Raw genomic sequence first — 23,601 nt, forward strand, 5'->3', positions numbered from 1 at the left:
AGGCCATGCTTTTTCTCATTTACTCATATTTTTGCAAATTGCCATGATCATCGTAATGCAAAATAATGCGTTGTTTCTTTTGCAATTCACTCAAAATCTCGGGACTGACCAAAAATTGGGCAGCTAGCAGCTCAACAGAACTATTCGGTGCTTTAGTCCGACGGTCTTCACCACTGAACCTAATCCAGTTATAACTCGCCCACAAAATTAAAATAAGCGCGCTAATTCCAATGAGTAATGCTAAGTGAAGTAAGGTCTTAACTTCTGATAAATGATCGACCCAGACATAATCATAAATTAGATGCCCTTCAAAAACCCATAAAAACAGTGAAACCAACGGGAAAAGCAACCACATCAAACAAATCCACCCAATAGTTTGCAATGTATAGTTTGCTGTTTTATTTTTCACATATTCAGGTTGATCAATATATTCGGGGATATCTAAAGTCTCTATATCCTTATTTTCTTCAGGTTTCATGGGTTATCTCCACGGAAGCCGCGGTCTGGGCTCACCCAACGGGCACGTTTTTTAGTGTTAAATAAAGTCTTTGGTACCGCCACAACACTAGTAAATAAAGTAAGCAGCCAGAAAAATAACGGGTACCAGATTACCCAAAAATAGTTTCTAAAGAAGCGTCCACGGTCATAGCGCTGATCAATCCACAAGCTAACCAAAAACTGTATCAGACATGTTCCGCCTAATATTACACCGTACCACTGTGGCATAAGCGTTTTGATCTGCCATTGCAGAGGTAACTCAACAAACAATCCCACAAAAAACAGAGTAAATATCATAATCATCACATAAGACCAGATAATACTAACAAGAGCTTCAATCATGACTGGCCACATACGACGTACGCGCAATTTGAACATTTGTGGAATATATTCTAAAAGAACCTCTACTCCGCCTTGTGCCCAGCGAAGGCGCTGTTTCCATAAACCTTTAAATGTCTCGGGCATATAGATATAGCAAAGCGCTTGTGGAATATACTGAATATCCCAATGGTCCAGCTGTAGCTTCCATGAAATATCAATATCTTCAGTAATTTTATCGTCTGACCAAAACCCGACTCGAACGAGCGCTGTTTTACGGAATGCGGCAATCACACCAGACACTGTAAAAATACGACCATATGTACGCTGTGCACGTTTAATTAAACCAATAATCGAAGAAAATTCGCCAACCTGTAATTTTCCTAAAATACTAGATCGGTTTAAAATGCGTGGATTACCCGTTACCGCACCAATTCTCGGGAAGTTAATAAATGGTTGCATTAACCAAAGTACAGCATGCGGATGTAACAATGCATCTCCATCAATACAAACAAGATATTCGTATTTACTGACCAGTACTCCCGATCTTAAAGCTACAGCCTTACCCTGATTTTCTGCTAAGTGCACCACACGAAGTCGTGAATCTTGCGCTGACAATTCATCAAGGATTTCAGCTGTTCTATCACTACTTCCGTCATTGACTGCAATCACTTCAAAATTAGGATATTTAGTTTGCAGTGCATAACGAATGGTTTGTCGTACCTGAGCTTCTTCGTTAAAACACGGAATAATGATACTGCACCCTTCGCTGGTTGGTTCGGGAAGCGTTTGTTCGCGGTATTCCCTTTTAAAAAAGAACCAAAGCCCTCCTACCATCCATGTCCAAGCCATGAGTAAAGGATATAAAAAGGCAAAAGCAAATAGAATATCGAGTAATACTCTCATTACTTTTTCCCCTCTACTAATCCAGTAAAAGGCTGATACATGACAGGGCTAGCATTCAGACTAATCGGATTATATAAATACTGATGTACATCTTTTGATTTTTCAAAACTATAGCCATCAATCCCGAACTTCTGAATCCCTGTTCGCTGAATCGAAAAGAGCCCTTGCTGTACTTCTTCCCAATTGGTCTTTGAAGCATTTTCTGGCAACACTAAAGTCAGCATAATTCTTTGCTTATCTTTTTCATTAAGCGTATTTAAAAGTGCTAACACCTGATTAAATTGCTTTTTCTTACCAATCATATCGAACTTTAAATTGACCAAATCATGTTGCGATAAAAGAGTTTTTAAAAGTGCTGGTAGATTTTCTACATGATCTAAATCAGGAGTAAGCAATAAAATAAACTGCCCTTGGTTACTCATATTTAAATAAGGCTTTACAGCTTTTTTGGTAAGTTGGCTGAGTTGAGCAAGATGTTTTGATTGTTCAATACAGCTATTCTCTTGAGCGGTTACGGCTTGCATTTCGCAATTTAAAGATGTGCCCGCATTAAGCTGAATGCCACTTAAATTACTATTTAAGCGTGCAATATCTTTTGCCAAATCTACTGCTAAAAATGGCTTATCTTTTTGAGGATAAGCAGGTAACTCTAATATTACAGCTTGGCCCGCACGAGTTTGAGCCTGCCATAAACTACGGTTTAAAATATCTTGTTGAACAGGCATTTTATCTGTAGGGAAATAAGCAACATCATATTGCCCATCTCCATCTTTATCTTCCAAAGGTTTTAAGATCAAGGCATTATTTTTTAAGCTATACAGTTTTGATAACAACTGCCCTAATTTTTCATCTGTTTGCGTGTTTTGTGGCGCTGCTAACTGCTTTAAATCCATACTCACAAAGTGACGAGGCTGTTTAAATAAATCTGACTCTTCAAAGTTCAAAATATTTAACATGCCTTCAGTGAGCTGTTCAGCTGTAGGGTTATTTATAACCAAGCTTCGTTTAAATGTTGAATCACTCACTCGATTCATACCATCACGACCCAAACTGAAAGAAAAATCAAAACCTGCCTGCTGCGCCAGTTTTTCCAGTTGCTCATTCACGGCGCCATAAGGCCAGATAATTGCTTTTGGATTAACACCGACTTCTTTTTTCAAAACGGCGTAAGATTTTTTCAAATCTTGCAAAATACGTTGTTGATATTCTGCATCCGTTTCATAACGTGATTGCGATTTTAAATATGCATACGAAGTCGCAGCGGGTTGCTCATTGCCTTGAGGATTGGCCAATACGCCATGATGCAAATCATCACTATGGCTTGCAAACTCAGCTAAACCAGATGCTTGCATTTCACGAACTTGAGCCCAGTTCACCAAGTTACCTTGACCATAGGCTTCATAACCTGCCTGCGTATTGCCATTTATCCAACTGGTTGGAAGAGCAAAAACTGCCGGAATCTGATATTGCTTAAGTAATGGAAATACTCGGCTATAACTACTCAAAGCCCCATCATCAAAAGTAAGTAGAATAGAATTATGAGGCAATTCTTTACCTTGCTTACGAGCTTCCTCAATGTCTTTTAAACGTATCGGCTTCCAGTCAGATTGACTCAGCCAATCTAAAAACTGTGCCAGATTTTTTGTCTGAATCGCATAAACATCTCGGTCACCCTCCTTTAAGACATCATCTCGCACATCATGAAAAGTTAAAGAAACCGTATGATTTTTTGGTAGTTCAGTTTCAATGCGGGCATGAGAAAATTGTACGGGTAATAATGTTGAAGCAAACACACAGCTCAACATTTTTGACATCATATTATTCATTAAAAACGCCCTTCAAATCCGAAAATACCGTAGGTATGCTGTTCATCATGACCATCGTATGGATGGTATTGCCAACCAATTCCATAATTGAGCTGCCAAGTCCGCGAGAGCTGCCATTGATGCTGATATTGCAGAGAGTATGTTGGTCTAGCCGAGTAATCTGCTTGTTTATAGAGCCCCACTCCAGCTTCAAAATGCTGCTTAAATGAGCGCTCATATTCTCGCCAAGTTACCCAGTCATGACTTAAATTTAACTCAGCACTGTAATGGTTGCTGGGACTAAAATAAGCAGTCTGATCTTGGCTGTTGCTGCCATAAAATCCACGAACGGTCCCATAGGTAATATGGTGCGGTGCATCAAATAATCGTTCGCGCCAAAAAGTCGAAAATTCTTGTTGTTTATTACCATCACTAATATCAGTTAGGCCATAACTCGCCCCAATCTGACGTGACTCATCTTTTTGCCATGTCAAAGCAGCACGGTAAGCTTGTCCATCTTCACCAGCATCAATTGCTTGTAATGGAATATTAGCTTGGCTGTCATATTGCAATTGATACTGCCAATGGTCATTTAACCATTGCGACCAATCGAGACGAACACCTGCTTGCCCACCATCTGTACTTTGCGACAAAATCGCTGACAATGCCTTACGATTTGCTTGCCACTCAGCCCCGACACCATAGCGTTGGTCATGTACATCACCAAAACGGTATTCTCCGTAACGATCTTGATGCCAAGCGAATAAACGATAATTATCTTTGATCCATGGACTATTAACACGGGTTTCCATTTCGCGGTCTTTTAAACCATTCTGACCACTCACAGAATCGCTACTACTATCTGCCTTACTTTGTCCCCAAGTAGTTGAGTGAGAAATTGTCGGTCTATTGCGGTCATCTAATTCTTTTCGACTTTTAATTACTCCACCATCTTCAGGGTAATATTCCAAAAGACTTTCAGTATTTTTACGCCATTCTGGAATATCCCCTAAAGCCTGAGCATTTTGCATCTGGTTAATTCGAGTATCTTTGGCAACTGGTGTTAAACCATTTAAACGAGAAATAGTTTGCTTTGACTGTAGAGGTTTATCTCTCCAACGCTCAACACGAGCCAGATTATTAATTAGGCCTTCATTGGCAGGTGCAAGATCTACTTGTTTTTGAAAATGCTTTTCTGCTTGATCAAGATGATTCGCATAAGCGAAATGCATGCCCTGTAAAGTAATATAGTCATCACGGTCGGGATGACTTGTTTTATCCACCCCTTTTGCCTGACTATATTTATACATCGGAACAAGTCGATCAACCTCACTCAAAAATTGTTCAGCTTGTTTATATTTTTCTTGTTCAATATATGAATAGTAGAGTCCAGTATATACCGTCATATCTGGATAGTTTTTTTCAGTAAGCAAGGTTTTAAAGGCAAGTTCAGCTTGCTGTGGCTGTCTTTCAGCTAAATAACTATCAGCTATTGCATGACGAATATAGGCAGGTAGTTTTTCTAAAGGTATATTTAATTTAGTAAATTGATCCAGAACTGTACGAGTACGTCCACGGAAATCTAACGCATATATATAGTCATAATGGAATCTTAAATAATTAGGGTCTGACGGTTGAATCAAAGGCTGCATTTGCTCGCCTTGCTTCAACACAGCATCAAGTTCAGCAAAGCCTTCACTATCGGACATGCCTTCTCGATTTAAATATTTATAGCGAGCAATTGCGTTATTTACACGTTGAGAAAACTCACTGACTTGTAGCCAGTGTTGTAACGATTCTATTTCTGCATTTTTATCGCTAGCAAGCAATAACTGCTGCGCCTTGTTATAAGCCCCCACAGCCGCTAAGTCATAACTGTATTCTTGTAAAACTGCAAAAGACTTGGGCTGCTGCTTATATGCTTGTTCAATTGCAGATAAAGCATCTACAGGTAAATTGATAAGACGATAGGCATAAGCTATTTGCACGAGTTGATCAGTCTTCAAATTTTTACTATTAATTTTTGCTAACTGTGCTTTGGCTTTTACAACATCCTGAGCTTCAGCATATAAAACTGCTAACAAAATCTGCCCATCAAGTGTTTTTTGAATATTAAATTTATTCGACCAATCAATCGCATTTTTAAAGTGTTTAAAATCACGAAAATTACGTATTAAAGGTAACTGTCCATATTGTGGAAAATTAACCGGATTAATATTTGCTAAATGCTGAGAAAAAGTTACTAGATCATTTTTTTCATTTGACATTACAACTAAATAATCAGCTAGCAATTTTTGGTCATGCGGATAAGTTTTTAGCAATTGATCCAGTTGAAATATTGCTTGGTGAGTTTGTCCAGTTTTATAAGTGTGAATAGCTTGCTCTCTCAATTCATCCACTTGAGCAGCATATAAATTGAGAGGCAAGATGTATACCAATGAAAAAACACATTTTTTTAGCATTTTGATAATCGGATAGTCCCATATCGAGGTGGGAAAGTATAATTAAAAATAAATAAATAATCACACAACAGCAAAATAGTGTGATCTAGTTAACATTTTTGAAATATGGATTTTTTTTGATTGTTTTTTTAAAATATTTAGCAAAATTAAACAATTACCATTTTTCAGCACAATAAAATACATACACTTCTTTTCAATAGTATTATTTAAATTTACAAATGAGTTGCAAAAGAAGTACAGGTTTATAACCAATAAAAAACATTTAATAATGTTTGGTTTTATATTTAAAACTTTTATTTTTATTGTATTTATATTTTAAAAAACCACTCAATTTATTTATAAATTAATATACATAAATCGAATGGTTAAAATAAGCAGTTGATTAAATTAACCAATACGACGTTTTAATCCTGTCATCTGCAAAACACGCGTTGAAATTTCTTCAATCGACATTTCAGTCACGTTTAAATATTTAATCCCTTCTGAAATATAGATTCCTTCAATTGCTCTAAGTTCCATTTGGCATTGACTAAAACTTGCATAACGACTGTTAGCTTTACGCTCACTACGAATCGCAACTAATCGCTCAGCATCAATCATTAAACCAAACAATTTATTACGATGTGGTCTTAGTACTGCTGGTAAACGGTTATCATCCAAATCTTCTTCTGTTAATGGATAGTTTGCAACACGAATACCGAATTGAAGCGATAAGTAAATAGAGGTCGGCGTTTTCCCCGAACGAGAAACTCCAATTAAGATTAAATCAGCTTTATCATAATGGCGAGTACGCGCTCCATCATCATTATCAAGCGCAAAATGAACAGCATCAATACGGGCTTTATAAGACTCAGAATCAGTCACGGCATGTGTCTGTCCAACCAATGTGGTGGGTGGCGTACCTAGTTCTTGTTCTAATTTACTGATTAAACCTTCAAATACATCAAGATTAACTGCTTTAGCAGTATTAATGATTTCTCGCACATGCGGATCAACTAAAGTATCAAATACTAAAGGCAGACAACCATCTTTGGTTTGACATCGATTAATCTCGACTACAATCTCCATTGCAGCCTCTTCGGTTGCAATATACGGCATGATATGAATATCAAAATCTACATTGGGAAATTGTGCTAATAACGAATGTCCAAGAGTCTCTGCAGTAATCGCAGTTCCATCAGAAATAAAAAAAACGCTTCGCTTAAATTGTTTACTTTCTGACATTAAAATTCTCCTTAAACATTTGTCTTAGTACTATATAATCTTTATAGTAAACTGATCTTACATGACTGTCGCTTAGTATAATTCTCAACTAAGCACTTTATTTTTATAATTTCATGCCAAGATAGACATTAATACTGCAAAAGTGGAGTGAAAACTTTGGAAGCGCGCGTAATCGGTCTAGAAAAATTAGGGAAACACGATGTCGAACTCGTAGGTGGGAAAAACTCATCTTTGGGTGAAATGATCAGTCATTTAGCAAATGCTGGTGTATCGGTACCAGGCGGTTTTGCAACTACTGCTGATGCCTATCGTGAGTTCTTAGATCAAAGCGGTCTTAACGCTCGAATTCAAGCAGAACTTGCTCAACTCAATGTTGATGACGTAAATGCTCTTGCAGAAACAGGTGCTAAAATTCGTCAATGGATTGTAGAGACTCCACTCACTGCAAGCCTAGAACAAGAAATTCGCGCCGCTTTTACAACACTTTCTAACGGCAACCCAGAAATCGCGGTTGCCGTTCGTTCATCTGCAACTGCTGAAGATTTACCAGATGCTTCATTCGCAGGTCAGCAAGAAACTTTCTTGAATATTCGCGGTATTGATAACGTTCTTATTGCGATTAAAGAAGTATTTGCTTCTTTATATAATGACCGTGCAATTTCTTACCGTGTACATCAAGGTTTTGACCATGACGTCGTTGCACTTTCTGCAGGCGTTCAGCGTATGGTTCGCTCTGAAACTGGCGCTGCGGGTGTAATGTTTACACTTGATACCGAGTCTGGTTTCCGCGAAGTTGTGTTTATCACAGCATCTTATGGTTTAGGTGAAATGGTTGTACAGGGTGCAGTTAACCCAGATGAATTTTACTTATCTAAACCACTATTAAATGCAGGTAGACATTCAGTTTTACGCCGTAACCTTGGTTCAAAACACCAGAAAATGATTTATGGTGAAGAAGGTTCTGCTGGTAAATCTGTTGTAGTTGTTGATGTTGAGAAACAAGAGCGCCAACAATTTGCTTTAAATGATCATGAGTTACAAGAGCTAGCTAAACAAGCGCTTATTATTGAGCAGCACTACGGTGCGCCAATGGATATCGAATGGGCGAAAGATGGCGATGATGGTCAAATTTATATTGTTCAAGCTCGTCCTGAAACGGTAAAAAGCCGTCAAAATGTAGGCACAATGGAGCGCTATCTTCTTAAACAAAGAGGCACTGTTCTTTGTGAAGGTCGTTCAATTGGTCAACGTATTGGTTCTGGTAAAGTCCGCATTATTAGCTCAATTAAAGAAATGGACAAAGTTCAAGAAGGCGACGTTCTTGTATCAGATATGACCGACCCTGATTGGGAACCGGTAATGAAACGTGCCGCGGCAATTATTACTAACCGTGGTGGTCGTACATGTCACGCGGCAATTATTGCACGTGAACTTGGTGTACCCGCTATTGTAGGCTGTGGTAACGCAACAGAAGTATTGACTGATGGTCAAGAAGTAACTGTTTCTTGTGCTGAAGGTGACACTGGCTTCATTTACGAAGGCGCTTTAGATTTCGAAGTTCAACGTAACTCAATTGAATCTATGCCTAAGCTTTCGTTCAAAATTATGATGAACGTAGGTAACCCAGACCGAGCGTTTGACTTTGCTCAAATTCCAAATGAAGGTATTGGTCTTGCTCGCCTTGAGTTCATTATTAACCGTATGATCGGCGTGCACCCTAAAGCCCTGCTCAACATTGATAGCCTACCTCGTGAAACTCGTGCTGCAGTTCTGACTCGTACTGCTGGTTATGCTTCACCTGTAGATTTCTATGTTGAAAAATTGGTTGAAGGTATTGCGACTCTTGCTGCTGCATTCGGTGATAAGCCAGTTATTGTTCGTATGTCTGACTTCAAATCAAATGAATATGCAAACTTGATTGGCGGTAAGTTATACGAGCCTGAAGAAGAAAACCCAATGCTCGGTTTCCGCGGTGCAAGCCGTTATGTATCTGATAACTTCCGTGACTGTTTCGAATTAGAATGCCGTGCACTTAAGAAAGCTCGTGATGAAATGGGTCTAACCAATATTCAAATCATGATTCCTTTTGTACGTACTGTATCTGAAGCAAAACGCGTTATTGAGTTACTAGCACAAAATGGTTTGAGACGTGGTGAGAACGGCTTAAAAGTAATCATGATGTGTGAATTACCAACTAACGCCCTATTAGCTGAACAATTCCTAGAGCATTTCGATGGTTTCTCTATCGGTTCGAATGATTTAACTCAGTTAACACTAGGTCTTGACCGTGACTCAGGTATTGTTTCACACCTATTCGATGAGCGTGATGCAGCAGTTAAAGCACTTCTTTCAATGGCAATCCATGCCTGCCGTAAAGCGGGTAAATATGTAGGTATCTGTGGTCAAGGTCCTTCAGATCATCCCGATCTTGCAAAGTGGTTAATGGAACAAGGTATTGAGTCTGTTTCTCTTAACCCAGACTCAGTTTTAGATACATGGTTCTTCCTTGCTGAAGAAAAAATCAAACAAATCTAATATGTTATAAAAAAAGGCCCATCCGTGGGTCTTTTTTCATCTTTAGAACAGAGAATTTTTATTTATGCAAATTTACTTGGCACGTAATAATCAACAAGCTGGGCCTTACACCTTAGAGCAAGTAAATCAAATGTTGGCTAGCCAACAAATTTTGTTAACTGATTTAGCTTGGCATGAAGGCATGACAGAATGGAAAGCTTTAGGAGAATTAACCCAAGGTAAACTTGTATATCAACCTATCGGTTATTCTGCACCTGTCACAAACACAAACAGCTCACCTAATGAAACGATTCGTCAAATTCGTGTAGAGCCTAAAATTCACGAACTTGCCTCCATTCAATCTCGAGCTTTAGCAAAAATTATTGATTTATTGCTTTGGTTACCAATAGCTGCAATTCCTTCTTTTTTCTTTAATGAATCTCAGTATAAGCAATTATTTGAATTGCAAAAACAAATGCAATCAACTGAAGTTGCTTCAACTAAAGCAGCAGAACTACAACACCAGCTTTTCACTTTAATCCCTATAGAAGCTTGGCATTCTATGCTTGTTTACGTCGTAATCATGCTTGCAATTCAAGCCTTTCTTTTAACAAAGTTTGGGCAAAGTATAGGTAAGAAAATTGTTGGAATTAAAATTGTAGATGCCGAGAGCAATGGTAAAGTTAATTTAACTCGCATCTTCTTATTAAGAAGCATTGTTTTCATCATACTCAACTTGCTGTTTATGCCTATTAGTACAATTATTGACTATGCTTTTGCATTAGGGCAAAAGCGACAAGCGCTACATGACAAAATTGCAAGAACAAAAGTGATCAAATGATAGCGAATGACTCATTCATTTAAGGTCTAAAAAAAAAGGAGGCACCCCGCCTCCTTTTTTCTATAGAGAGTTGATATTTAAATAAAAGCTCTGTAGAGATTAGATACCCTACAAAAAAAATCGGGTTTTAAAACAATTATTTCAGGCTACTTTATGTATAGCTTAGTTTGTCGATATGAGGCATAATGCCCTACAACGTAGCGGTGTCATATAATTGAGAAGTCTAAATTTAAGGATTAGCGTTCTCAATCATGCGACACTTTAATCGCTATCCCATATTTAATTAGGGAATGGGACTCTTCACCGAGGTTGTAAAATGAGACAAACGATTTTAGCTGTATTGTCTTTATCAACGCTTGCCGCACTTTTGACTGGGTGTGGTGGTGATATGGTACTTCTAAACTCTAAAGGTCCAGTTGGTCAAGGTCAAAGTGACCTTATGATGACTGCGATCTATTTAATGTTACTTGTGGTGATTCCTTCAATCATCATGGCATTATGGTTTGGTTGGAAATATCGCGCGTCAAATAAAGATGCAGACTATAAACCTACATGGGCACACTCAACTACAATTGAAGTTGTAGTATGGGGTATCCCTGTCATTATTATTGGTATTTTAGCTTGGTTAACTTGGTGGGGTTCCCACAAGTATGACCCATACCGTCCTTTAGAATCAGATAAAGCACCTTTAACTATTCAAGTTGTTGCTGAGCAGTTTAAGTGGATCTTTATTTATCCTGAACAAAACATTGCAACAGTTAACGAAGTACGTTTCCCTGAAAAAACTCCGTTAAGCTTTAAAATCACTTCTAACTTTACAATGAACTCATTCTTCATTCCACAGTTAGGCGGCCAGATTTATGCAATGGCAGGTATGCAAACTCATCTTCATTTGTTAGCAAATGAACCTGGCGTATATCGTGGTTTCTCTTCTAACTACTCAGGTTACGGTTTCTCTCAAATGCGTTTCAAGGCGCATAGTGTTACAGAGCAACAGTTCAACGAATGGGTAGCAGCTGTAAAAGCAGGTAATGGTTCTACTATTAATCCAGAAGCAGTTCAAAAAACTACGCTTGACCAAGCTGAATTAGCAACCTTACGTGATGGCGATCGTTCTAAGCACCAAATCGAGCATTTAGTAAATCGTGCTAAAGCTGCTGGTGACGAAGAAGCGCTTGCTAAAGCTGAAGCTATGAAACCGTTCCCGACTAAGCCACACCCTGTGACTTATTACTCTTCAGTTGAACCAAAATTGTTTGAAACAATTATCAACCATTATATGAGTAACTATCATGGTGTTGACCACTCTGCTGCGCATGCAACAGCTGAACACGCTGCTCAAGGGGAATAAGACATGGATATGATTTTTGGTAAACTGGGTTGGGACTCTATCCCGACAGAGCCAATCGTGCTTGTCACCATGGTCCTTATGGCACTTGGTGCAATTGTTGTGCTTGGCGGTATCACCTATTTCAAAAAATGGGGATATTTGTGGAATGAGTGGTTTATTACGGTAGACCATAAAAAAATTGGTATCATGTACATTCTTGTATCTGTGGTCATGCTTTTGCGTGGTTTCGCCGATGCAATTATGATGCGCCTACAACTTTTCCTCGCTAAAGGCGGCGGCGAAGGTTATCTACATCCAGACCATTACGACCAGATCTTCACCGCACACGGTGTAATTATGATCTTCTTCGTAGCAATGGGTCTCGTTGTTGGTATGATGAACATCTCTGTACCTTTACAGATTGGTGCTCGTGACGTTGCATTCCCATTATTGAACTCTTTAAGCTTCTGGTTATTCGCTGGTGCTGCTGGTTTGATGATGCTTTCACTTGTATTAGGTGAATTTGCTGCGACTGGTTGGATGGCTTACCCTCCTCTGTCTGGCATTCAATATTCTCCTGGTGTAGGTGTTGACTACTATATCTGGGCACTTCAGGTTTCTGGTCTAGGTACGCTTTTATCTGGTGTTAACTTCTTCGTTACCATCATCAAAATGCGTGCACCTGGCATGAAATTGATGGATATGCCTATTTTTACGTGGACTTCACTTTGTACGGCTGTATTAATCATTGCATCGTTCCCTGTATTAACAGGTACACTTGCAATGTTAACTCTAGACCGTTACTTCGGCTTCCATTTCTTCACAAATGAGCTTGGCGGTAGCCCAATGCTTTATGTGAACTTGATCTGGACATGGGGTCACCCTGAAGTATATATCTTAGTATTACCAGCATTTGGTCTATACTCAGAAATCGTTGCAACCTTCTCTCGTAAAGCGTTGTTCGGTTACAAGTCTATGGTGTATGCAACTATCGCGATTACTGTTCTTGCGTTCGTTGTATGGCTTCACCACTTCTTTACCATGGGTGCTGGTGCGAACGTTAACGCGTTCTTCGGTATCATGACCATGGTTATTGCGATTCCTACTGGTGTGAAAATCTTCTCTTGGTTATTCACCATGTATAAAGGTCGCATCACCTTTACTACTCCAATGTTGTGGACGCTTGGCTTCCTTATAACATTTGGTATCGGTGGTTTAACTGGTGTACTTATGGCCGTTCCACCTGCGGACTTCCTTGTACACAACTCATTATTCTTGATCGCTCACTTCCATAACGTAATTATCGGCGGTGTGGTGTTTGGTATGTTTGCCGGCATCATTTACTACTGGCCAAAAATGTTTGGTTGGAAGCTCAATGAAGCATGGGGTAAAGCTGCGTTCTGGTTCTGGTTCTTCGGTTTCTATTTTGCATTCATGCCACTTTATATCCTTGGTTTCATGGGTATGACTCGTCGTTTGAATACATATGACAACCCAGAATGGGATCCTTACCTTGCAATTGCATTATTTGGTGCTGTTCTCGTTGCGATTGGTATTGCATGTTTCTTAATGCAAATCATTGTTGGTTTCTTACAACGCAAAGACAACATGGACCTTACAGGCGATCCATGGGATGCACGTACGCTTGAATGGGCGACTTCTTCCCCTGCTCCGTTCTATAACTTTGCGCATGAACCAGATGCAAGCGGTATTGACCGTTTCTGGACTGACAAAGAAAATGGTGTAGCATACGCACGTAACACTAAATATGAAGACATCCACATGCCGACTGATCGTGCTGCTGGTTTTGTCATTGCAATGTTCATTACGATTCTTGGCTTTGCACTCATCTGGCATATTTGGTGGCTTGTTGTTGTTTCATTCGTTTCAGCTGTTGTTAGCTTGATCGTAAGCTCATTCACTAAGAATGTTGATTACTATGTTCCGGCTGCTGAAGTTGAGCGTATTGAAAACGAACGCTATGCTTTACTTGAAAAACACTTGAAGAAGGACTAAGGAAATGGCTGAAGTACTTCATCACGACAACCACGGCCACGATGGTCATCATGAACATGATGATACCGACTTAACGGTCTTTGGTTTCTGGACATACTTGATGAGTGACTTGATTCTTTTCGGATCACTCTTCATTGCGTTCGCTGTATTAAGCAGTCATATTCCACCAGGAACTCCAAGTGCATATGACCTGTTCCATGACTCATTAGGCTACGTGTTAACTGAAACATTTGCCTTATTGATTTCATCGGTAACTTTCGGTTTTGCTGTACTTGCATCTTATAAAAAGAATGTAAATCAAGTCATCACTTGGTTATTCATTACATTCCTTTTTGGTGCAACGTTCATTGGAATGGAACTTTATGAGTTCCATCACCTTGTCGAAGAAGGTCATGGTCCAACTCACAGTGCATTCTTATCATCGTTCTTTACTTTGGTTGGTACACACGGTATCCACGTAACTTCTGGTTTAGTGTGGATGTTGGTCTTGATGTATCAAATCAAAACTAAAGGTTTGACATTACCGAATACACGTCGTCTAGCTTGCTTAAGCTTGTTCTGGCACTTCCTTGACATCGTTTGGATCTGTGTATTCAGCGTCGTTTACTTACTGGGAGTTCTCTAATGAGTAGTCATGACCATAATGCTGCAGGTGCGTCACACGGTAACTTTAAGCAATACACTGTTGGATTCATTCTTTCTGTTATTCTCACCATCATCCCGTTCGGGATGGTGATGGCGGGTGGTTTCAGTCGTGGCATCTTAGTTACAGTAATTGCAATCGCTGCCATTGCTCAGGTTCTTGTACAGCTTGTGTACTTCCTACACATGAATACATCATCTGAACAACGCTGGAATATGATTGCATTCATCTACACAATCTTATGTATCGCTGTACTTTTAATCGGTTCTGTGTGGATTATGAATTACCTTCACTACAATATGATGATCTAAACTGATTGTCATGTTGAAAAAATATCTATTCCTGACTAAACCAGGAATTCTCTTCGGTAATTTCATTACCACCTTGGGCGGCTTTTTCTTAGCCGCCCAAGGCTCTATAGACATCTTATTATTACTACTCACCTTACTTGGAACAACTTTAGTTGTAGCTTCTGGTTGTGTTGTAAATAATGTTATAGACCAAGATATCGATATCAAAATGCAGCGCACGCAAAACCGTGCATTGGTCAAAAAAACCATCTCTCCTACTGTTGCACTTATATATGCATTTGTTCTGGGATTTATCGGTTTTAGTATTTTGTGGTTCGGTGTAAATGCTTACGCTTTCTTGTTTGCAATAATTGGTTTTATTGTCTATGTCGGTTTTTATAGTTTGTGGACAAAACGTACCTCAATCCATCAAACCGTAATTGGTAGTATTTCCGGAGCGAGTCCTCCTGTTATTGGTTATACAGCAGTAACTCATCATTTTGATGTAGCCGCCTTACTTTTGTTTTTGGCTTATGCGCTATGGCAAATGCCACATTCATGGGCAATTGCTATTTATCGTTTTGACGATTACAAAAATGCGGGAATCCCCATTCTGCCAGTTGCACGTTCTATTTATCGCACGAAAGTAGAGTGTGTCATTTATATTCTGTTGTTTGCAGCCGTATTGAATGGTTTATATTGTTTTGGCTATACCAATATATTTTTCCTAGTAACCTTTAATGCATTAACAGCATATTGGTTATATTTATCAATTATTGGATTTAAAGCTGAAAATGACCAACTTTGGGCTAAACGTTTTTTCCTTTACTCGGTCATATTAATTACCTTGTTAAGTTTGAGCTTTAGCTTTACCTATCAATCCCCTGCTCCAAATCTTCCTCTCTTTTAAATAAGGGAGGATTTCCTCCTTATAGTAAAGAAATTTTACTTTTCTCATCAAAAAATTTGTTTTTAGTCGAATTTTTACCTATAATTCAGCCTTCGCAAATTTTGCGACATAACTTATTAAGTTATGACTCCTTGCTTCTAATTTTTTATTTATTAGGGGCTGTTTAAACCGTAAGGAGCTGACAATGCGTCATTACGAAATCGTACTTTTAGTACACCCAGATCAAAGCGATCAAGTTGTAGGTATGGTTGAACGCTATATCTCTCAGATCAAAGAAGCTGAAGGTCAAATTCACCGTTTAGAAGATTGGGGCCGTCGTCAATTGGCTTACCCAATTAACAAAATTCACAAAGCACACTACATTCTTATGAATGTTGAATGTGGTCAAACTACGCTTGATGAGCTAGAAGAATTATTCCGTTATAACGACGCGATCATTCGTAACCTTATCATCCGTCGTGAACACGCAATCACTGAAGAGTCATTGCTTGCTAAAAGTGCTGAAGAAAAGCGTGCGCGTAAAGCTCAACGCGAAGAAGCACAGCAAGTTACTCACGAAGCTGAATAAGGAGAACATCAATGGCACGTTTTTACCGTCGTCGCAAGTTCTGCCGCTTTACAGCTGAGAATGTTGTGTACATCGACTACAAAGATATCGATACTTTAAAACAGTACATCACTGAAAACGGCAAGATTGTTCCTAGCCGTATCACTGGTACTAAAGCTCGTTATCAACGTCAATTAGCACTTGCTATCAAGCAAGCTCGCTACTTGTCTTTGATTGCGTACACTGACAACCATAAGTGAGGTGATCTGTGGACGTTATCTTATTACAACGCATTAAAAACCTTGGTAAATTAGGCGATAAAGTATCAGTTAAAGCTGGTTACGGCCGTAACTTCCTTATCCCTCAAGGTAAAGCAGTTGCAGCTACTGAAGCTAACACTGCTGCTTTCGAAGCTCGTCGTGCTGAACTTGAAAAGCAAGAAGCTGAAATTTTAGCTGCTGCTCAAGCACGTGCTGAACAATTGAATGAAGTTAATATCGTTATCACTGCTAAAGCTGGTGACGAAGGTAAACTCTTCGGTTCTATCGGTACTCGTGACATCGCTGACGCTTTAACGAATGCTGGTCTTGCAGTTGACCGTGCAGAAGTTCGTTTACCGAATGGCGCACTTCGTCACACTGGTGAATTCAACATCGCAATCCAATTGCATCATGATGTTGCTGCAGAAGTTCTCGTTACTATCGTATCTGAGTAATTTCTCACCAAAAAAAGAGCATGCTTTTGCATGCTCTTTTTTTATGTGCCCTACTTTTAAAATAAGATATATTAATTCCTGATCAGTTCTTTAGTTTAATTGGTTTTTTAATTAGGTAGTTTATTTAATTTTGTTTTAAGATAGTTCTCGGCCTCACAGGCTATTTGCGTAACCTTTCTTTATCATCAGGTCTAATTATGTCTCAGGCGAATGCCAGTTCTTTAACCCGTTCATCTCCAACAGAAAATAAGACGAGTGAATCAGGCCAACTTAAAGAGTTTCGCACTCCCCCACACAATTTAGCCATTGAGCAAGCTGTACTTGCTGCACTAATGACAGTTGCCGAATCTTTCGAGCAAGTTAGTGATATGTTAAAAGAAAATGATTTCTATGCGACTCGCCATAAATATATTTACCGTGCGATCGAAAAACTCGCACAAGAAAATTCACCTTATGATGCAGTCTTAGTTAACGATTGGCTTTTAAAACAAAATTTACTTGATGCTATTGGTGGCGAAGAATATTTAATGCAGCTTATGGCTGATTCACCATCAAGTTTCTACAACTTGGAAACTTATGCTACCAAAATTAAAGAATTCTCTACGCTTCGTAGTATGATCAAAGTTAGTACTGAAATTTTACAAAATGCTTATGACACAAAAGGTCGAGGTGTTAGTGAAATTCTAGATCTAGCAGAAACCAGTATTTTCTCTCTAGCCGAACAGCACAATAACAATAAAAAAGATGCAGGCCCTAAATCTATTAGCTCCGTCACTGCCGATGTAATTAGTAAACTTGATGAGCTTTCAAAACTTGATGGCAATATTACTGGTTTAACCACTGGCTTCTTAGAACTTGATAATAAAACATCTGGTATGCAAGCTGGTGACTTAATTATTGTTGCTGCACGTCCATCTATGGGTAAAACCACTTTCGCCATGAATTTGGTTGAAAGCGTTCTACAATATAACAAGCTACCCGCTCTGGTATTCTCAATGGAGATGCCAGCAGACTCAATTGCGATGCGTCTTATTTCTGCAATGGGTAAAGTTCACCAAGGACATTTACGTTCGGGGAACTTAGATGCTGATGAATGGACCAAAGTTACTGGCACAATTTTGCAGCTTCAACAAATGCATTTGTATATTGATGACTCATCTGCCCTACCTCCAACGGAACTTCGTGCCCGTGCTCGACGCATTGCCAAAATGCATGATGGTAAAATCGGCTGTATCATGGTCGATTATTTACAGCTCATGAAAGTTCCTGGCATGGGTGATAACCGTGTGGGTGAGATTTCAGAAATTTCACGTAGCTTAAAAGCCTTAGCAAAAGAAATGCACTGCCCCGTTATCGCACTTTCCCAGCTCAACCGAAGTCTGGAAAACCGACCAAATAAGCGCCCAGTAATGTCAGATTTACGTGAATCTGGTGCGATCGAGCAGGATGCCGACTTGATTATGTTTATTTACCGTGATGAGGTTTATAACAAAGAGTCGAAAGAAGCCGGTACCGCAGAAATTATTATTGGTAAACAGCGTAACGGCCCAATTGGTTCAGTTCGTCTTGCCTTTGAAGGTCAATATACCCGATTTAGTAATCTCTCTCCTGAGTATTACAGCCAATATGATGATGAAGAATAAGCTCTATCTCTAGCCCAAAGGAGTAAATGAGGGTGCGCCAAGCAACAGTTTATATTGATCGCCATGCGCTTCAATATAATTTAAACCGTGTCAAACAACTCGCAGCAAATTCAAAAATTGTAAGTATGGTGAAAGCTAATGCTTACGGACATGGAATCAAAGACTGTTTAGCAGCCTTAAATGCCTCAGATGCCTTTGGTGTCGCCTGCCTACAAGAAGGTTTAGAAATTCGCGAACTTGGATTTCAACAACCTGTTACTTTAATTGAAGGGGCATTTTCTGAAGATGAAATGCCTATTGCAATTAAGCAAAAATTTGAATGTGTGATTCACCATCAACAGCAGTTTGAGTGGTTAATTAAACATAAGCAAGAATACATCGCTCAAAGCCTAAAAGTCTGGATTAAGCTCAATAGCGGCATGAACCGTTTAGGATTTAAAGTTCCTGAAATTATTGAGATCATTAAAACTTTAAAATCTGAAGGCTTTACCTGTGTATTAGCTATGCATTTCGCAAATGCAGATGTGGACCATCCCCTCAACGAGCAACAAAAACAACAATTTTTACAGGTTAAGCAAGCTTGTGATCCAGTTTTAGCATCTTGCTGTAATTCTGCTGCTATTTATAAATGGCCAGAATTACATTTTGACTATGTTCGCCCGGGCATTATGCTTTACGGCGCTTCGCCTTTTGCAGATAAAACAGTACATGATCTTGACTTAAAACCAGTCATGTCCTTTACAGCAGAATTGATTGCATTGAATCATATTCAAGCTGGAGAACATGTAGGTTATGGTTCAACCTTCTGTGCGCAACAAAAAATGGATATTGCAATAGTTTCTATTGGCTATGGTGACGGATACCCGAGAGCTTATATTAAACAAAATTATGTAGCGATTGACGGGCAATTATGTCCTGTAGTCGGCAGAGTCAGCATGGATATGCTTGCAATTGACGTTACAGCTATTCAAGTTAAATTAGGTTCTCAAGTCGAACTTTGGGGAACACACCGCTTAGTTGATGATGTCGCCGATGCAAACGGAACAATAGGATATGAATTACTCTGTCGCTTAAGTAATCGCCCTATTCGTAAAAGCCGTTAAATAATAAAATATAAAAAAATCCAAGCATGCTTGGATTTTTTTATCAGCTTTTAAAAATTTTATCGCCAATAATCATCAGTCGGTTTTGGCAATTCTTGCAAACCACGGCGTAAAGTATCTGACCATTGTTTACTAATTTGTGAAAAATAGGGATCATCTTCGGTAATTCGCTTACCCACCGGAATAATGAAACTATCTTTATTGTAAACCAATGCATCAAGCGGCAAGCCCACAGAAACATTTGAGCGCAAGGTTGAATCAAAAGAAATCAGGCTACAACGTAATGCATCATCTAGCGGCATCGCATAATATAGGGCACGATCCAAAATAGGTTTTCCGTATTTACTTTCTCCTATTTGAAAATAGGGTGTATCCGTAGTTGCACAAATAAAATTACCTTGCGGATAGATATTATAAAGCTGCATTTCACCGCCTTTAATTTGCCCACCTATTAAAATACTACACGCATAATTCATTTGTTCTTGAGTGTCTGAACTAATATCTTCTAAAACACTTTTTAAGGTTTTACCAATCAGTTCAGCCGCCTCAAACATAGTATTGACACTATATAAGTTAGGTTCTTGCTGCAAAGTGAGAGCATTTTGCAAATGACCTATAACAGCTTGTGTTGTCGCCAAATTACCTGCTGTTTGTAAGGCCATGAAACGCTCTCCGGTAACGCCGAAAGTATGCAATTTTCGGAACACAGAAATATGATCAACTCCTGCATTAGTTCTCGTGTCACTAATAAACACTAAACCTTGTTCCAATCTAAGCGCACAACAATAGGTCATTTCATTCTCTTTACATTCAACATGCCAACACCTGAACCACAGACATCATGTTTTCCACCCCACCTTGCTCTCTTACACCACGAATAGGTGCCACATCAAGATAGTCACGGCCTACTGCAAGGTAGATATGATGTTTGGGTGTAAACAACTGATTGCTTACATCAAAACAATACCACTGATTTTCTAAAAATACTTCCGCCCAAGCGTGACTGGCAAGGTGCGGATAGTTTTGATCAAATAGATAACCAGAAACATAACGTGCTGGTAATTGTAGCGCACGACACATCGCAATTAAAACATGAGCATGATCTTGGCATACACCCTGTCCAGCGTGAAATGCTTCAGTTGCAGTTGTCTGAACCGAAGTACTTTCAGGCTGATAGAGTATTTTCTGCAGGATATATTCACTTAATAATGCAATATGCTGTCGGTCTTTGACTACCACAATATTTTTGGCAAAGTCCAACATGGCAAAATCACATCGGGTTGCACTTGTCATCTGCAAAAACAAATTTGTCGGTGTAAATAGATTTACACAACCTAGCTCTACATTTTGAAGTTCAATGATTCCTTGAGCCATAAATGTAAGATGTTGGTATTGATAACGCTGACTAGCTGTCATCCATACATTGTTAAATATGTCCCTTTTTATCGTTTTGTCACCCGGCACGCTAATTGCCCAATTCATAACATGTTGATGCGGTGATGTTTGAGGCATCATTTTAATATACTGAATACTGTTTTGAGCAGTTTCAGTATAGCTATAATGCGTTTGATGATTAACCATCAATTTCATAATCAGACCTCAAACATATTTTCCAGCTGCTGTGTAAAAGTATAATAAGCGTCCCACGTTAGCTGATGCTTTAGTACTTGCCAATTTTGATCTATATTCTCCCAACCTAAGCTAACAAGCCGTTGCACCACAACATCTAGCTCTGAGACGAGGCCTGATAAATCTTGCCCAAAACGTAGTTCAATATCAAATTGCTCTATTTTTTGACCTAAATGGAGAAATAAACAAACATCGTCATTCTCCGCTTCTAGTATATGAGTACATTGTTCAACAGCTTTTCTCAGAGCCTCAGGTTGGGCTTGAAGCATGTTAATAACATTATTTAATTCTGCATAAGCATTTGATGACAATATACCTCTTAGTTCCTGAATATTATCTTTAGCAATAACGAGCTGGTTCAGTAATGAAAATGTTTGCTTCTTGTCTAACATATAGTGATTTAGTAATTCAGCATTTTCTATTACCAAACCAAATGCTGCTGCAAATTTTGTTGCTTTCTCATCTTGTGTAAAGGGTAAATGAGAGGCTGCAAATTTAACTCGCATTAAATATCGACCCAACCAATATATTTGATGCGCACTCGAATTGAGTAAAACCATAAAGTTCCTCTTTAACCCACAATTAGGAATGTAATGTTTCGACAACCCATGTATCTTTTATGCCGCCACCTTGGGACGAATTTACGACTAAAGAGCCAGCCTGCATGGCCACTCGCGTTAAGCCACCCGGCACTATTTCTGTACGATAAGGTGAACTCAATACAAATGGACGTAAGTCAATATGACGTTCAGCCACCCCAGATGTAGTTAAAGTTGGAGCAACAGATAAGGCCAAGGTGGGTTGTGCAATGTACATATGAGGTGTGGCGATCAATTTTTTTCTAAAGTCATCAATTTCACACGAACTTGCTTTAGGCCCAATTAACATGCCATAACCACCTGAACCCTGTGCTTCTTTAACGACTAACTGGTCCAGATTAGAAAGTACATAATCTAAGTGTTCATCTTTACGGCACTGGTAAGTAGGTACATTTTTTAGAATGGGTGTTTCACCCAAATAATATTGAATCATTTGATCAACATAAGGATAAATAGATTTATCATCAGCCACACCTGTTCCAGGCGCATTTGCAATAACAACATTTTTTTGCAAATAAGCAGACATAAGGCCTGCTACGCCTAAAGCACTGTCTGGTCGAAATGCTAACGGATCCAGAAAATCATCATCTAAACGGCGATAAATTACGTCTACTTTTTGACGCCCACGAATCGTTTTGACAAAAACTTGATCATTTTCTACAAATAAATCCCGATTTGTAACCAGTGGCACCTCCATTTCACGTGCTAAAAAAGCATGCTCATAGTAAGCACTGTTAAAACGTCCCGGTGTTAGCACCACAATAAAAGGTCTGTCCGCAGGTGAATTTTCCTGCAATATTTCTTTTAAAAGTTTTGGATAATGCTCAATTCCCTGTAAATTATTGGTTGCACATAGCTCCGGCATCAATTCTTGGCTAATTTTTCGGCTTTCGATCATATAAGATACGCCAGAAGGTGTTCTTAAATTATCCTCCAATACAAAAAATTCTCCGTCACCATCACGGATAATATCAATTCCACTAATTTGTGAATAAATTTTACCTTTCAAAGAATGTTTAAGCATATGTGGCTGAAAAGCATCATTTCCCATAATTTGCTCTTCGGGAACGAGCTGTTCTTTTAAAATATGTTGTCCATGATAAATATCATCTAAAAAGTAATTTAAAGCTTTAACACGCTGTGCACAGCCCGAAGCTATTTTCTCCCACTGTTTTTTTTCAATCACCCTTGGAATTAAGTCAAAAGGAATTGTTCGCTCTGCACCTTCTTTATCACCATATACGTTAAAAGTAATGCCGTGATAAAGAAAATGTTGCTTCGCTTGAGCATTCAATTCTTTTAATTCATCTAAAGTACGGATACTCAACCATTGCTCAATTTTTTTAGAAGCCGCACCATTTGATGTTACATCATCAAGCATCTCATTAAAAAACTGTGATTTTAGCTGCTCAAATAGGTTGGTTTGTACGGAAATATGTTCTAAAAAAGAGGTTGGGTTAATGATCGCCTTAGTCGTCTGCTCTTGTATAAAAAAATCATTATCTATATGTAATTCATGCTCTTGTTCTGACATAACCACCTCGTCTTATCATTTATCTATATTTCATTTTTAAATAAGCAATTTCAGTGCCATTTATATATCTTTAA

Annotated in this window: 21 protein-coding genes; 12 read left to right on the plus strand and 9 right to left on the minus strand. The window is 38.8% G+C overall.

The genetic code is table 11. From position 1 onward, the window contains the following. Positions 1 to 19: 19 nt before the first annotated feature. The 5 genes from pgaD to ppsR all read right to left on the minus strand — a co-directional run bounded on the left by pgaD (position 20) and on the right by ppsR (position 7,213). Positions 20 to 478 carry a poly-beta-1,6-N-acetyl-D-glucosamine biosynthesis protein PgaD gene (gene pgaD, locus ACLBWE_RS15255; RefSeq protein WP_447603854.1) on the minus strand — a complete coding sequence of 153 codons (459 nt, stop codon included), beginning with the start codon at positions 476 to 478 and terminating at the stop codon, positions 20 to 22. Beyond that, complete coding sequence (gene pgaC, locus ACLBWE_RS15260) at positions 475 to 1,722, minus strand: poly-beta-1,6-N-acetyl-D-glucosamine synthase (protein WP_005039612.1); 1,248 nt, start codon at positions 1,720 to 1,722, stop codon at positions 475 to 477. Before pgaC ends, pgaD begins: the two co-directional genes overlap by 4 nt. Further along, on the minus strand, positions 1,722 to 3,548 hold the full coding sequence (pgaB, locus tag ACLBWE_RS15265; RefSeq protein WP_447603857.1) for a poly-beta-1,6-N-acetyl-D-glucosamine N-deacetylase PgaB: 1,827 nt from the start codon (positions 3,546 to 3,548) through the stop codon (positions 1,722 to 1,724). Before pgaB ends, pgaC begins: the two co-directional genes overlap by 1 nt. Beyond that, the gene (gene pgaA, locus ACLBWE_RS15270) at positions 3,548 to 5,989 is read right to left on the minus strand and encodes a poly-beta-1,6 N-acetyl-D-glucosamine export porin PgaA (protein WP_447603859.1); all 2,442 of its coding nucleotides are present in this window, start codon (positions 5,987 to 5,989) and stop codon (positions 3,548 to 3,550) included. Before pgaA ends, pgaB begins: the two co-directional genes overlap by 1 nt. A gap of 387 nt (positions 5,990 to 6,376) precedes the next feature. Beyond that, on the minus strand, positions 6,377 to 7,213 hold the full coding sequence (gene ppsR / locus ACLBWE_RS15275; RefSeq protein WP_003652470.1) for a posphoenolpyruvate synthetase regulatory kinase/phosphorylase PpsR: 837 nt from the start codon (positions 7,211 to 7,213) through the stop codon (positions 6,377 to 6,379). A 147-nt stretch (positions 7,214 to 7,360) separates the two neighbouring features. On the opposite strand from ppsR, the gene ppsA reads away from it, so the two are divergent. From ppsA to alr, 12 genes are all read left to right on the plus strand, one after another. Beyond that, positions 7,361 to 9,748, plus strand: coding sequence for a phosphoenolpyruvate synthase (gene ppsA, locus ACLBWE_RS15280; protein ID WP_170834047.1), 2,388 nt, complete (start codon positions 7,361 to 7,363; stop codon positions 9,746 to 9,748). Positions 9,749 to 9,812: 64 nt separating this feature from the next. Beyond that, entirely contained in the window at positions 9,813 to 10,568 is a 756-nt protein-coding gene (locus ACLBWE_RS15285; RefSeq protein WP_447603862.1) for an RDD family protein, read from the plus strand. 316 nt (positions 10,569 to 10,884) lie between these two features. Then, positions 10,885 to 11,919 carry a ubiquinol oxidase subunit II gene (cyoA, locus tag ACLBWE_RS15290; protein WP_003652473.1) on the plus strand — a complete coding sequence of 345 codons (1,035 nt, stop codon included), beginning with the start codon at positions 10,885 to 10,887 and terminating at the stop codon, positions 11,917 to 11,919. A 3-nt stretch (positions 11,920 to 11,922) separates the two neighbouring features. Then, positions 11,923 to 13,914, plus strand: a complete 1,992-nt coding sequence (cyoB, locus tag ACLBWE_RS15295) for a cytochrome o ubiquinol oxidase subunit I (RefSeq protein ID WP_003652474.1) — start codon at positions 11,923 to 11,925, stop codon at positions 13,912 to 13,914. 4 nt (positions 13,915 to 13,918) lie between these two features. Then, complete coding sequence (cyoC, locus tag ACLBWE_RS15300) at positions 13,919 to 14,539, plus strand: cytochrome o ubiquinol oxidase subunit III (protein WP_005306751.1); 621 nt, start codon at positions 13,919 to 13,921, stop codon at positions 14,537 to 14,539. Further along, positions 14,539 to 14,868, plus strand: coding sequence for a cytochrome o ubiquinol oxidase subunit IV (locus ACLBWE_RS15305; RefSeq protein WP_016137694.1), 330 nt, complete (start codon positions 14,539 to 14,541; stop codon positions 14,866 to 14,868). Before cyoC ends, ACLBWE_RS15305 begins: the two co-directional genes overlap by 1 nt. A 10-nt stretch (positions 14,869 to 14,878) precedes the next feature. Further along, positions 14,879 to 15,757 (plus strand): heme o synthase, encoded by an 879-nt coding sequence (gene cyoE, locus ACLBWE_RS15310; protein ID WP_005039591.1) that lies wholly within the window; start codon positions 14,879 to 14,881, stop codon positions 15,755 to 15,757. 184 nt (positions 15,758 to 15,941) lie between these two features. Continuing rightward, positions 15,942 to 16,325 carry a 30S ribosomal protein S6 gene (rpsF, locus tag ACLBWE_RS15315; protein WP_003652481.1) on the plus strand — a complete coding sequence of 128 codons (384 nt, stop codon included), beginning with the start codon at positions 15,942 to 15,944 and terminating at the stop codon, positions 16,323 to 16,325. 11 nt (positions 16,326 to 16,336) lie between these two features. Continuing rightward, complete coding sequence (rpsR, locus tag ACLBWE_RS15320; protein WP_003652483.1) at positions 16,337 to 16,564, plus strand: 30S ribosomal protein S18; 228 nt, start codon at positions 16,337 to 16,339, stop codon at positions 16,562 to 16,564. A gap of 8 nt (positions 16,565 to 16,572) precedes the next feature. Continuing rightward, positions 16,573 to 17,019, plus strand: a complete 447-nt coding sequence (rplI, locus tag ACLBWE_RS15325) for a 50S ribosomal protein L9 (RefSeq protein ID WP_004643328.1) — start codon at positions 16,573 to 16,575, stop codon at positions 17,017 to 17,019. Between the two features lie 197 nt (positions 17,020 to 17,216). After that, positions 17,217 to 18,662: a replicative DNA helicase gene (gene dnaB / locus ACLBWE_RS15330; RefSeq protein ID WP_003652486.1), complete on the plus strand. Its 1,446-nt coding sequence runs from the start codon at positions 17,217 to 17,219 to the stop codon at positions 18,660 to 18,662. Between the two features lie 32 nt (positions 18,663 to 18,694). Further along, the gene (gene alr, locus ACLBWE_RS15335; protein ID WP_447603867.1) at positions 18,695 to 19,765 is read left to right on the plus strand and encodes an alanine racemase; all 1,071 of its coding nucleotides are present in this window, start codon (positions 18,695 to 18,697) and stop codon (positions 19,763 to 19,765) included. 59 nt (positions 19,766 to 19,824) lie between these two features. Here alr and ACLBWE_RS15340 read toward each other — a convergent pair whose 3' ends face one another. Genes ACLBWE_RS15340 through ACLBWE_RS15355 form a run of 4 tightly spaced genes read right to left on the minus strand, consistent with a single transcriptional unit; the run spans position 19,825 to position 23,527 of the window. Then, on the minus strand, positions 19,825 to 20,559 hold the full coding sequence (locus ACLBWE_RS15340) for a proteasome-type protease (protein ID WP_004643330.1): 735 nt from the start codon (positions 20,557 to 20,559) through the stop codon (positions 19,825 to 19,827). 16 nt (positions 20,560 to 20,575) lie between these two features. After that, positions 20,576 to 21,355, minus strand: a complete 780-nt coding sequence (locus ACLBWE_RS15345) for a transglutaminase family protein (protein ID WP_447603869.1) — start codon at positions 21,353 to 21,355, stop codon at positions 20,576 to 20,578. A 2-nt stretch (positions 21,356 to 21,357) separates the two neighbouring features. Beyond that, complete coding sequence (locus ACLBWE_RS15350; protein WP_348948087.1) at positions 21,358 to 21,954, minus strand: alpha-E domain-containing protein; 597 nt, start codon at positions 21,952 to 21,954, stop codon at positions 21,358 to 21,360. A 22-nt stretch (positions 21,955 to 21,976) separates the two neighbouring features. Then, positions 21,977 to 23,527: a circularly permuted type 2 ATP-grasp protein gene (locus tag ACLBWE_RS15355; protein ID WP_004643335.1), complete on the minus strand. Its 1,551-nt coding sequence runs from the start codon at positions 23,525 to 23,527 to the stop codon at positions 21,977 to 21,979. Positions 23,528 to 23,601: the final 74 nt, after the last annotated feature.

Source organism: Acinetobacter sp. M5A5_2a, assembly GCF_053345265.1.

Bases quoted from the DNA above. Each gene is read 5' to 3' on its own strand.
- cyoB (WP_003652474.1), top strand. From the start codon at position 11,923: ATGGATATGATTTTTGGTAAACTGGGTTGGGACTCTATCCCGACAGAG.
- cyoC (WP_005306751.1), top strand. From the start codon at position 13,919: ATGGCTGAAGTACTTCATCACGACAACCACGGCCACGATGGTCATCAT.
- pgaB (WP_447603857.1), bottom strand. From the start codon at position 3,548: ATGAATAATATGATGTCAAAAATGTTGAGCTGTGTGTTTGCTTCAACA.
- rpsR (WP_003652483.1), top strand. From the start codon at position 16,337: ATGGCACGTTTTTACCGTCGTCGCAAGTTCTGCCGCTTTACAGCTGAG.
- pgaC (WP_005039612.1), bottom strand. From the start codon at position 1,722: ATGAGAGTATTACTCGATATTCTATTTGCTTTTGCCTTTTTATATCCT.
- rpsF (WP_003652481.1), top strand. From the start codon at position 15,942: ATGCGTCATTACGAAATCGTACTTTTAGTACACCCAGATCAAAGCGAT.
- ACLBWE_RS15355 (WP_004643335.1), bottom strand. From the start codon at position 23,527: ATGTCAGAACAAGAGCATGAATTACATATAGATAATGATTTTTTTATA.
- cyoA (WP_003652473.1), top strand. From the start codon at position 10,885: ATGAGACAAACGATTTTAGCTGTATTGTCTTTATCAACGCTTGCCGCA.
- dnaB (WP_003652486.1), top strand. From the start codon at position 17,217: ATGTCTCAGGCGAATGCCAGTTCTTTAACCCGTTCATCTCCAACAGAA.
- cyoE (WP_005039591.1), top strand. From the start codon at position 14,879: ATGTTGAAAAAATATCTATTCCTGACTAAACCAGGAATTCTCTTCGGT.
- ACLBWE_RS15340 (WP_004643330.1), bottom strand. From the start codon at position 20,559: ATGACCTATTGTTGTGCGCTTAGATTGGAACAAGGTTTAGTGTTTATT.
- ACLBWE_RS15345 (WP_447603869.1), bottom strand. From the start codon at position 21,355: ATGAAATTGATGGTTAATCATCAAACGCATTATAGCTATACTGAAACT.
- ppsR (WP_003652470.1), bottom strand. From the start codon at position 7,213: ATGTCAGAAAGTAAACAATTTAAGCGAAGCGTTTTTTTTATTTCTGAT.
- pgaA (WP_447603859.1), bottom strand. From the start codon at position 5,989: ATGCTAAAAAAATGTGTTTTTTCATTGGTATACATCTTGCCTCTCAAT.
- ACLBWE_RS15305 (WP_016137694.1), top strand. From the start codon at position 14,539: ATGAGTAGTCATGACCATAATGCTGCAGGTGCGTCACACGGTAACTTT.
- ACLBWE_RS15285 (WP_447603862.1), top strand. From the start codon at position 9,813: ATGCAAATTTACTTGGCACGTAATAATCAACAAGCTGGGCCTTACACC.
- ACLBWE_RS15350 (WP_348948087.1), bottom strand. From the start codon at position 21,954: ATGGTTTTACTCAATTCGAGTGCGCATCAAATATATTGGTTGGGTCGA.
- pgaD (WP_447603854.1), bottom strand. From the start codon at position 478: ATGAAACCTGAAGAAAATAAGGATATAGAGACTTTAGATATCCCCGAA.